At 66.2% G+C, this 9,944-nt stretch carries 10 protein-coding genes and 2 pseudogenes; all 12 read left to right on the plus strand.

The window, feature by feature from the left end; genetic code table 11:
- A partial coding sequence (locus tag AB4Y99_RS21340; RefSeq protein WP_441524742.1) for a hypothetical protein occupies positions 1–192 on the plus strand: 192 nt, incomplete at its 5' end.
- A gap of 112 nt (positions 193–304) precedes the next feature.
- Positions 305–454: pseudogene (locus tag AB4Y99_RS21345) on the plus strand (ArsR/SmtB family transcription factor); the annotation flags it as partial.
- A 564-nt stretch (positions 455–1,018) separates the two neighbouring features.
- Positions 1,019–1,108, plus strand: a pseudogene (locus tag AB4Y99_RS21350) (LacI family DNA-binding transcriptional regulator); the annotation flags it as partial.
- 229 nt (positions 1,109–1,337) lie between these two features.
- The gene (locus tag AB4Y99_RS21355; RefSeq protein WP_441524743.1) at positions 1,338–1,748 is read left to right on the plus strand and encodes a substrate-binding domain-containing protein; all 411 of its coding nucleotides are present in this window, start codon (positions 1,338–1,340) and stop codon (positions 1,746–1,748) included.
- Between the two features lie 111 nt (positions 1,749–1,859).
- Positions 1,860–2,690 (plus strand): carbohydrate ABC transporter permease, encoded by an 831-nt coding sequence (locus AB4Y99_RS21360; RefSeq protein WP_441524750.1) that lies wholly within the window; start codon positions 1,860–1,862, stop codon positions 2,688–2,690.
- Positions 2,680–3,513 carry a carbohydrate ABC transporter permease gene (locus tag AB4Y99_RS21365; protein ID WP_441524744.1) on the plus strand — a complete coding sequence of 278 codons (834 nt, stop codon included), beginning with the start codon at positions 2,680–2,682 and terminating at the stop codon, positions 3,511–3,513. Before AB4Y99_RS21360 ends, AB4Y99_RS21365 begins: the two co-directional genes overlap by 11 nt.
- 24 nt (positions 3,514–3,537) lie before the next feature.
- Positions 3,538–4,833: an ABC transporter substrate-binding protein gene (locus AB4Y99_RS21370; protein WP_441524745.1), complete on the plus strand. Its 1,296-nt coding sequence runs from the start codon at positions 3,538–3,540 to the stop codon at positions 4,831–4,833.
- A gap of 69 nt (positions 4,834–4,902) precedes the next feature.
- Positions 4,903–6,342, plus strand: coding sequence for an FAD-dependent oxidoreductase (locus tag AB4Y99_RS21375; RefSeq protein WP_441524746.1), 1,440 nt, complete (start codon positions 4,903–4,905; stop codon positions 6,340–6,342).
- Between the two features lies 1 nt (position 6,343).
- Positions 6,344–7,996: an FGGY-family carbohydrate kinase gene (locus tag AB4Y99_RS21380; RefSeq protein WP_441524747.1), complete on the plus strand. Its 1,653-nt coding sequence runs from the start codon at positions 6,344–6,346 to the stop codon at positions 7,994–7,996.
- Positions 7,993–8,721, plus strand: a complete 729-nt coding sequence (locus AB4Y99_RS21385; protein ID WP_441524748.1) for an SDR family oxidoreductase — start codon at positions 7,993–7,995, stop codon at positions 8,719–8,721. The genes AB4Y99_RS21380 and AB4Y99_RS21385 overlap by 4 nt, the downstream gene beginning before the upstream one ends.
- Positions 8,722–8,876: 155 nt before the next feature.
- Entirely contained in the window at positions 8,877–9,698 is an 822-nt protein-coding gene (locus AB4Y99_RS21390) for a metallophosphoesterase family protein (RefSeq protein WP_441524749.1), read from the plus strand.
- A gap of 78 nt (positions 9,699–9,776) precedes the next feature.
- A partial coding sequence (locus tag AB4Y99_RS21395; protein WP_441524751.1) for an ATP-binding cassette domain-containing protein occupies positions 9,777–9,944 on the plus strand: 168 nt, incomplete at its 3' end.

Below are 9,944 nucleotides of genomic sequence, written 5' to 3' on the forward strand. Positions count from 1 at the left end.
CCGTTCTGGTCGATTAAGCACCGGATCATTCGCGACCCAGTGCCAATCTATCTGCTTCTAGGTGCCGCATTGGCGCTTCAAGGTGCCAAGCTTTCTGCGCCTGAGATAAGCCGCCGGCCTCATTCCGCATCATTCGTCGGCCCGCTGGAGTTTTATGTTGAACAAATGCCGGTGCGTATCAGTGACCAGTGAGATTGCGGTCGCTTTCGTAAACTGCGGCAAACTTCACTTCCCCACACACTGCGCCGTATGCGAACGGCCTGGATCTTGACGGCGGCCTCGTCACGGACTTACACTTAACTCAATGGTTAAGTTTCAGGATGCGCAGCTCGACCGCACCTTCTCTGCCCTGGCGGACCCGACGCGCCGGGCCTTGCTGGCGCGGCTGGAGCGGGAGGATGGGCTGTCGGTCAGTGAGCTTGCGAAGCCCTTTCCGGTCTCGCTGCCGGCGGTTCTGATTGCACATCGAGATGAAGCGTCTGGGTCGTTCTGAATGCGATCCCATATCGCCCCCAACATGGCAGGTTGTGTCTCGGCATGTCGGCGGATGGTTCCGAACATACGCCCGCGATTGGCCCCTTCCCGACCTTCGGAAGGTCTGCTTCCGAGCGATCCAATTCAAACGTCGAACTTCGGCGTCTGCTGCCTACAGCGACATCGTCCAACTGCCATATGCCAACATCTCCTGACACTGAGCTTTGCCAGTCGGCCTGGCGGTATGTGAGCCGGGTTGGCCGGGGGCAGGCGCGACGGCGAAGGACAGGGGCTAATCCGCCCGCCTCGCTGCTGCCCGGCTTGCCTGACGCCCCTGGCACCGCGGCGGCATCGTTCGACCGCGGGGGTAGCCGGCCGATGATGATCGGGCTTGGCGCTTCCGGCTCTGTCGGTTCCGAACAGCTTCGGCGAGCCCCCGCGTCCGTCGGGAGGAATTGGTTATGTCCTCGCGAACGCAGCGAGCACTTGTGCAGCAAAGCGCGCCCTGTTAAACGTTTTTCTGTAAAACGTTTAACAGGGCGCTATGGACGATCGACGGATCACGATCAGGGATGTCGCGGCACGCGCTGGTGTCTCGATTGCGACGGTCTCGAATGTGTTCAGCGGCAACAAGCCGGTGAACGCCGATCTGCGCGAGCGCGTGCTCAAGGCCGCGGACGAACTTGCCTATCAGGTCGATCGTGCCGCCTCGCAGCTCCGCTCCGGCCAGGCCAAGGTCGTCGGCGTGCTCGTACCCGATCTCGACGACGTCTTCTTCACCTCGCTGGTGTCGCAGCTCGAGGTGATGGCGCAGGCGGATGGCTACGACATCCTCGTCGCCAGTTCGCGCGATGATACCGGTCTTGAACAATCGCCGGCACTGGCTGGAGCGGCACGCGCGGCCGAGCGCCGTCATCGCACTGACCAATGTCACGACGCTGAGCGCCCTGTCGGCGCTCGCGCGGCTCAGGATCGACGTTCCCGACCCCGTCTCGGTGATCGGCTTCGACGACTACCCCTGGATGAGCGCCCGCAAGACTGGGCTGACCGCGATCCGCCAGCCGGTCGCCGATATCGCTGCGGCCGCCTGGCAGCGCCTGCGTGCGCGCATGGCGGGCGATGAGGCGCCGCCGCAGACCATCGTGCTGCAGACCAGCCTGCAAGTCCGCGATTCCGTGCGCGACCTGTCGCCCGGCGCCGCCGGCGAAAGGGACGCTCTCGACGCCGCGCCACGAACGGAGGAAGCGGCCGCAGCGCCCAAAGCCATTCACTGACGGACGCATAGCGTCCGCAATCACCGGGCCGACAGAGCCCGGAACGAAAGAAGTTCGGAGGAACGCGTGCAATTACGAAGAACGGCACGGATACTGCCGCTGTTGGCGCCGGTGCATCTGCTCATCCTGAGCGTGATCGTGCTGCCATCTCTCTATGTCGTCTGGCTGAGCCTCAACACGTCGAGCTTCGGCCAGGCGCCGAGCTTCGTCGGCCTACAGAACTACTGGCGTGTCCTGAGCGATCCCGCCTTCCACAGCGCGCTCTGGAACACCGTCGTCCTCGTCGTCGTCGCCGTGCATCTGGAACTGGCCGTGGGCCTCGGCATGGCTCTGCTCTTCGCCAGCGGCCTGCCSTTYCGSCGCTTCCTKCTCGTCGCCGTGCTCGCGCCCTATGCSGTCAGCGAGGTCACSGCCGTGGTGATGTGGCGCTTCCTGTTCGATCCCGATGCCGGRCCGRTCACGCTGGCCTTGCGGGCATTGAGCCTGCCGACGCTGGATTGGTCCTTCGAACCGTCGCACGCCATGGTGCTGATCGGGCTGCTGACGGTCTGGCTGCATCTGCCCTTTACCTTCGTGATCGTCTATGCGGCACGCCTCGCSATCCCCGCCGAGCTYTACGARGCSGCKCGGATCGAYGGMGCMACGCGCTGGCAGGCYTTCCGGCRKGTGACRCTGCCRCTGCTSGSSCCGGCSATGCTGATCGCSCTGCTSTTCCGCTACATCTTCGCCTTCCGCCTGTTCTCGGAGGCSTGGCTKCTGACCAAGGGCGGMCCGGCSCGCTCGACCGARGTSGTGGCGATCTATCTCTATCAGGAGGCCTTCAGCTTCAACGCGTTCGGCCCGGCCGCAGCAACCGCCTGGATCATGGTGCTGGCCTCGCTGCTGCTCGCCGGCGCCTATGTCTTCCTGCTCAAGCGCGGAGGCGTCGCCCATGCGCACTGAGCGGCTTCTGATCGGGCTGGGCAAGGCGCTCGCCGTCGCGGCGATCCTGTTCTGGTCGCTGTTCCCGATCCTGTTCATCGCGATGTCCTCGCTGAAGCCCGGCCAGGACATCTTCGCGGTGCCGCCGAAATGGCTGTTCACCCCGACCTTCAAGCACTACGCCGAGCTCTGGCGCTCCTGGGGCGTGTTCTTCGAGGGGCTGCTCAACAGCCTGCTGATCACGGTGGGCGCGACGCTGCTCGCCATCGTCGCCAGCGCCTGCGCCGGTTACGTCTATTCACGCAATTCCGGCCGCTGGCTCGGCGCGAGCCTGCTCGGGCTCATCATCGTCAGGCTGATCCCGCCGATCGTGGTGACGCTGCCGCTCTTCCCGATCGTGAACTGGCTCGGGCTCAGCGACACCCATCTCGTGCTGATCCTGCTCTACGCGACCTTCTTCGTCTCGCTGGGTACGGTGCTGATGCGCACCTTCATGGACCAGATCCCGYGCGAGCTGGACGAGGCCGCCGCGATGGACGGCGCCAGCCGCATGACCATCCTGCGCAAGGTCATCGCCCCGCTGGCGATGCCGGGCGTGCTCGCCGTCGCGGTCTTCGTGATCGTGTTCTCGTGGAACGAGTTCCTCTTCGCCTTCATCTTCACGGCGACCAAGGCCAAGACCGCCCCGCTCGTGATCTCCGAGATGATCGGCTCCATCGACGGCGTCGACTGGGGGATTCTCTTCGCCGCCGCGACGGTGCAGCTCGTGCCCGTCCTCATCTTCGTCGTCTTCATGAACCGCTACCTCGTGGCCGGCCTCACCGCCGGTTCGACGAAGGGGTAGCCAACTACAAAGAGGGAGGAAAAAATGCCGAACAAGTCCGAAACCAAGCTCACCCGCCGAGCCTTCGTCGCCGGAGCCACAGGCGCAGCCGCCGCGCTCGCGGTCGGACCGGTGCTCGCCGCGGGCAAGACGCTGAACGTCCTCAGCCACAAGGTCCACCAGACTGTGCTCGGCAGCGGCGATGGCGACCTGATGGCCGGCTGGCGCAAGGCCAACGACGCCGAGATCGCCTTCACCACCTTCGATTCCAATCCGCTGCAGGACCGCCTCTTCCGCGAGGCCAGCCTGAAGGAGACCGAGTACGGCGTCGGTTATCTCATCGACAACCGGCCGACCTCCCAGATCGCCGCCCTGTTCGAGCCGCTCGGCCCCTATCAGGACAAGGACGCGATCGAGGACTTCGGCRATATCGCGCCCGGCCTTGTCCAGGGCATGACCGTCGACGGCAAGCTGATCGGAATCCCGGTCCGCCACGYGACGCAAGGCCTGTTCTACAACGAGGCGCTGCTGGAGGAGGCCGGCATCTCCGCCCCGCCGGCGACACTGGAAGAGCTGATCGAGCAGGCGAAGAAGACGACTTTCACTTCCAAGGCCGGCACGCCTGTTACCGGCATGGTGCTGGCGAGCGACCTCGCCGTCTTCCCCGTGATGTTCGCCCGCGCCTATGGCGGCGATTTCATCAGCCCCGATCTCAAGCTGGTGCCGAACCGCGAGGCGCTGGAGCAGGGGCTAGGCGCTCTGCGCGGTATGTTCGAAAGCGGCAGCCTGCCGCGCAGCTACGCCACCACCAAGAACGACGACCAGGTCACCTGGCTGCAGCAGGGCCGCGCCGCCTTCACCGTGCTGCCCTTCGCGCGCGGCGCGCAGCTCAACAATGCCGAGCAGAGCAAATTCCCCGGCAAGATCAAGGCCGTCCCCTTCCCCGGCTCCAAGGCGATCCAGGGCAAGATGCCGATGGCTTCCGTCGTCGAGGCCTGGGCGATGTCGATCCCGAAGAACGCCAAGGACAAGGCGCTGGCCTGGAGCTTCATCAAGGAGGTCTCCAGCAAGCGCGTGACGCTCGGCATGGCGCTGAACGGCAACGGCCCGGTGCGCGTCTCGACCTATGCCGACGAAAAGCTGAAGGCCGGCAATGCGCTCGCCGCGGTCGAGGCCAAGGTGCTGGCGACGGCCCGCGGCGCCTTCCCGCCCTTCCCGGAGGCCGCCCGCGCCCAGGCGACCTTCCTGGAGGAGGTCCAGCTCGCCGTGCTCGGCCGCAAGCCGGTCAAGGACGCCGTCTCCGCCATCATCGAACGCGTCAAGCCGATGATGCCGGCCTGATCGCAATCTCCGCCTGCGGGGCCGGCCCGCAGGCCTTCTCCATTCGTTGCACCCTGAAGGATTTTCGCCATGTCGACCGCCGCGACCCGCTTCATCGAGGAGCCGGCSCGCTCCATCCCCGTYTCMGCCGAWTATGACGTGCTCGTCGTCGGCGGCGGCCCATCGGGCCTCACGGCCGCGCTCGCTGCCGCCGAGGACGGCCTGCGCGTCGGGCTGATCGAGAGCCGCAGCTTCGTCGGCGGCAACATGACGATCGRCCTGCCGGTGCTCGGYTTYYTSGGCCAGAAGGGCAACCAGATCATCGACGGACTSCCGCAGAAATTCATCGARCGCCTGCGYMRKGARCGSSAKGGCGCGAGYGAGCAYCGSCCCTGCCCGCTGCATATGGGCATCACGCTGGTCGAGCCCGAGGCGGTAAAGACGGTGGCGCTGGAGATGCTGACCGAAGCCGGCGTCGACGTGCTGTTCTACACCTTCTTCGCTGGCGCCCTGGTCGAGAACGACACGATCCGCGGCGTGATCACCGAGAGCAAGAGCGGCCGCACCGCCATCCTCGCCAAGGTCGTGATTGATTGCAGCGGCGATGCCGACGTCGCCTACAGCGCCGGCGTGCCGACCGAGAAGGGCAACGAGCATGGCGGCATGCAGCCGCCGACATTGATGTTCTGCCTCGCCGGCGTCGACACCGATGCGCTGCGCCTCTCGATTGCCAACGCTCCGCCGGCGGCGCGCACCTACCTCACCGACTTCATTCCCGCCGAATATTTCGGCCAGAACCACCAGTTCATCGTTGTCGGCATGCGCGAATTGATGGCCAAGGCCAAGGCCGAGCGCGGCCTGCAGATCCCGAACGAGCGCACCATCATCATCACCGGCCTGAAGAAGGGCGAGGTCTGGATCAACATGACCCGCGTCAAGGGCACGGATGGWACCRACGCCCGCAGCCTGACCAAGGGCGAGATCGAGGGCCGCGCCCAGATCGACGACATCGTCACCTATCTCGTCAATTACGTGCCGGGCTTCGAGAACGCCTATTTCACCAAGACGGCGCCCTTCCTCGGCATCCGCGAGACGCGCCGTATCCGCGGCCAATACGTAATGACGCAAGAGGACGTGCTGGCCTGCACCCATTTCGACGATGCGATCGCGGTSGCGAGCTATCCGATCGATATTCACCGCCCGTCMGACGAYGGCTGCACGCTGATCTGGTGCGGCGACTGCTATGACATCCCGTATCGCTCGCTGGTGCCGCAGAAGATCGGCAACCTGCTCGTCGCCGGGCGCAGCATCTCCGCGACCCATGAGGCGATGGGCGCGATCCGCGTCATGGCGACCTGCATGGCGATGGGCGAGGCTGCCGGCCGAGCTGCCAAGATTTCGGTGCGCGGCAACCGCCCGCCGGCCGATATCGATGTGGGCGAACTGCGCCGCCAACAGCTCGATCACGGCGTCTATCTGCGCAATCCGGACGGCACCCGCGCCGGGCCGCCGAACCGCGCTGCGGCCTGATATGGCCGGGCATTTCATCGGCATCGATGTCGGCACCGGCAGCGTCCGGGCCGGCATCTTCGCTCCGAGCGGGCGCATGCTCGCGACCGCCAGGCGCGACATCGCGCTTTATCGCGACGGCCCCGACATCGCCGAGCAGTCGAGCGCGGATATCTGGCAGGCCGTCTGCGCCAGCGTGCGCGAGGTGTTGGCCGAGGCCAAGCTCGAGCCCGATGCCATCGCCGGTATCGGCTTCGATGCGACCTGCTCGCTGGTCGTGCTCGGGCCGGGCGGAAAACCGCTGCCGGTCGGCGCCCATGGCGATGCCGGCCGCGACATCATCGTCTGGATGGACCATCGCGCCATCGAGCAGGCCGAACGCATCAACGCGACGCGCCATCCGGTCCTCGCCTATGTCGGCGGCACGATCTCGCCGGAGATGGAAACGCCGAAACTGCTTTGGCTCAAGGAGAACCTGCCTGAGACCTATGATGCCGCCTGGCAGTTCTTCGACCTGCCGGATTTCCTGACCTGGCGCGCAACCGGCTCGCTCGCGCGCTCGACCTGCACGGTCACCTGCAAATGGACCTATCTCGCACATGAGGGGCGCTGGGACCCGAGCTATTTCCGCGGGGTCGGGCTCGACGACCTCGCCGATGACGGCTTCGCCCGGATCGGCACCGAAATCGTTCCGGGCGGCACGGCACTCGGCACCGGGCTCACCGAACAGGCCGCTGCCGAGCTCGGCCTGAAGCCCGGCACCGCCGTCGCCGCCGGACTGATCGATGCCCATGCCGGCGGTGTCGGCTCGGTCGGCGTACGCTCGCCGCACGGTTCGGCGCTGACCCGCATGGCCTATGTCTTCGGCACCTCGGCCTGCACCATGGCGAGCAGTGCCGAGCCGGTCTTTATCCCCGGCATCTGGGGCCCGTATTTCTCGGCGATGGCGCCAGGGCTCTGGCTCAGCGAGGGCGGGCAGTCGGGAGCCGGCGCGGCCATCGAGCAGCTCATCGGCTTCCACCCGGCAACGCCCGAGGCGCAACGTCTCGCCGAAGGCGAAGGGCTCTCCCTGCCCGACTGGCTCGCCGCTCAGGCGGTCCGGCATGCGGCCACGCCATCGAAAGCAGCCCTTCTCGCCGGCGAGATCATCGTCGTGCCCGACTTTCTCGGCAACCGTTCCCCCCATGCCGACCCGCAGGCGCGCGCCGTGATCGCCGGGCTCGGCATGGAACGCGACCTCGACGACCTCGTCGCGCTCTATGTCGCCGGCCTGACAGGGATCGGCTACGGCCTGCGCCAGATCATCGAAGCGAGCCGGGTCAAGGGCGCCACGATCGAGGCGATCGTGCTAAGCGGCGGCGCGGGACGCCATCCCCTGATCCGGCAATTGCTGGCCGATTGTTCCAAGTTACCACTGCTGGCGCCTGACGATGTCGACCCGGTCCTGCTCGGCTCCGCCATGCTCGCGGCCACAGCGGCGAAGACCTTCCCCAACCTTGGCGAGGCCATGACCCGGATGGCGCCGGGCGCCGCCGTCTTCACACCGGCTGGTGGCGAAATCGCTGATCTGCACGCTCGTCGCCTCGCCGCCTTCGAAACGCTGCAGGCGGCCGCCCGCACTGCCCGCGAGCTCATGCGGCCCGCGCGCCATCAAGCTCTGGAGACCTCGTCGTGACCCAAGACCTGACCGGAAAGACCGCCGCGATCACCGGCGCAGCCTCTGGGATCGGCCTCGCCTGCGCGAAAAGGCTTCTCGCGGCCGGCGCGCGCGTCGTGCTCGTCGATCGCGACGGCGAAGCCCTCGCACGGGCCTGCGCCTCGCTCGGGCCCGACGCGATCCCGCTGGTCGTCGACCTGACCGCCCCCGCCTCCGTTGCCGGCATGCTGCCGGCGATCCTCGACAAGGCCGGCCCGCTCGACATCTTCCATGCCAATGCCGGTTCCTATGTCGGCGGCCCGGTGAGCGAGGGCGATCCCGATGCCTGGGACCGTATGCTCCATCTCAACGTCAACGCGGTCTTTCGCAGCATCCATGCCGTGCTGCCACATATGATCGCGCGCAAGACCGGAGACATTCTCGTCACCAGTTCGGTGGCCGGCGTCGTTCCGGTGATATGGGAGCCGGTCTACACCGCCTCGAAACATGCGGTTCAGGCCTTCGTCCACACGCTTCGCCGCCAGGTCATCCCGCACGGCCTGCGGGTCGGCGCCGTGTTGCCCGGACCTGTCGTAACGGCGCTGATCGCGGACTGGCCGCAGGAGAAACTCGATGCCGAGCGCGCCCGTGGCGGCCTGATCGAGGCCGAAGAGGTGGCGGAAGCCGTGCATTTCATGCTGACCCGGCCCCGCAATGTCACGATCCGCGACCTCGTGATCCTGCCGCAAAGCACCGATCTCTAGCCGGAAACGGTCTTCGGTCGCAGCAGGCGAACAAGTACTTAAAATACAATTGTGTCATCAAACATTCATTTGTATTGTCCAAGGCAAAGCCGCTGCCCGGCGCTCGCGCCGGGATGAGACGGTCGCCCGATGAAGTGGCGAATTCCGGAGGGGACATGCAGCGTATCGTGCAGATTTCCGACACGCATCTGAGCCCGACCAAGCGGCATTTTGCCGATAATTGGGCTCCGCTGACCGAGTGGCTCGCCGCACAGGCGCCCGACCTCGTCATCCACACCGGCGACGTCACGGTCGATGGTGCGGATATCGACGAGGACATGCGCCATTGCCGCGCCCTACTCGATACGCTGGGCGTGCCCGTGTTGAGCATCCCCGGCAATCACGATGTCGGCGAGGCTTATCACCCGCATCAGCCGGTGAGCGATGCCCGCCTCGGGCGCTGGCGCCAGCATCTCGGCGAAGACTTCTGGGTCCATGACCTCGAAGACTGGCGATTGATCGGCCTCAATTCGATGCTGTTCGGCAGCGACGAGGCCGAGGAGGCCCGCCAGCTCGACTGGCTCGACCGTCAGATCGCAGAGGCGCGGGGCCGCCGGCTCGGCTGGTTCCTGCACCGCCCGCTCTTTATCGAGACGCCCGATGAGGGCGACATGGGCTACTGGAGCGTGCCGCCGCGGCCGCGCGCGCATCTGCTCGACCTCATCAGCCGTCACGAGGTCGCCTTCGTCGCCAGCGGCCACCTACACCGCGCGCATGACTTCACGATCGCCGGCACGCGCTACATCTGGGGGCCCTCATCCGGCTTCGTCGTCGGCCCCGAATTGCAGCCGGGCATGGCTGGTACGACGACGCTCGGTGCCGTCTCCTATGCGTTCGACGGACGGGATTTCTCCGCCGAGATCCACGAAATATCCGCGCTGAAGACGCTCTGGATCGACGACGTGATCCACGAGGTCTACCCGCCGCACGCCGCCTGAACGCCTCCCGGTCGCCAGCGGGCGCCGGGCCGAAACACGCCCAACGAAGAGCCCGCAGGGCCGCAGAAAGGCGAAGCCATGGCCAAGGTTACACTCTCCTCGGTCGCCAAATCCTTTGGATCGACGAAGGTGCTGGGCGGTGTCGATCTCGATATCGCCGATGGCGAGTTCCTGACGCTGGTCGGCCCGTCCGGCTGCGGAAAGTCGACCCTGATCCGGATCATCGCCGGCCTCGAGCACCAGGAT

It is taken from the genome of Allobosea sp. TAB14, from assembly GCF_052113865.1.
Taxonomy (GTDB): domain Bacteria; phylum Pseudomonadota; class Alphaproteobacteria; order Rhizobiales; family Beijerinckiaceae; genus Allobosea; species Allobosea spartocytisi.

Bases quoted from the DNA above. Each gene is read 5' to 3' on its own strand.
- AB4Y99_RS21380 (WP_441524747.1), top strand. From the start codon at position 6,344: ATGGCCGGGCATTTCATCGGCATCGATGTCGGCACCGGCAGCGTCCGG.
- AB4Y99_RS21390 (WP_441524749.1), top strand. From the start codon at position 8,877: ATGCAGCGTATCGTGCAGATTTCCGACACGCATCTGAGCCCGACCAAG.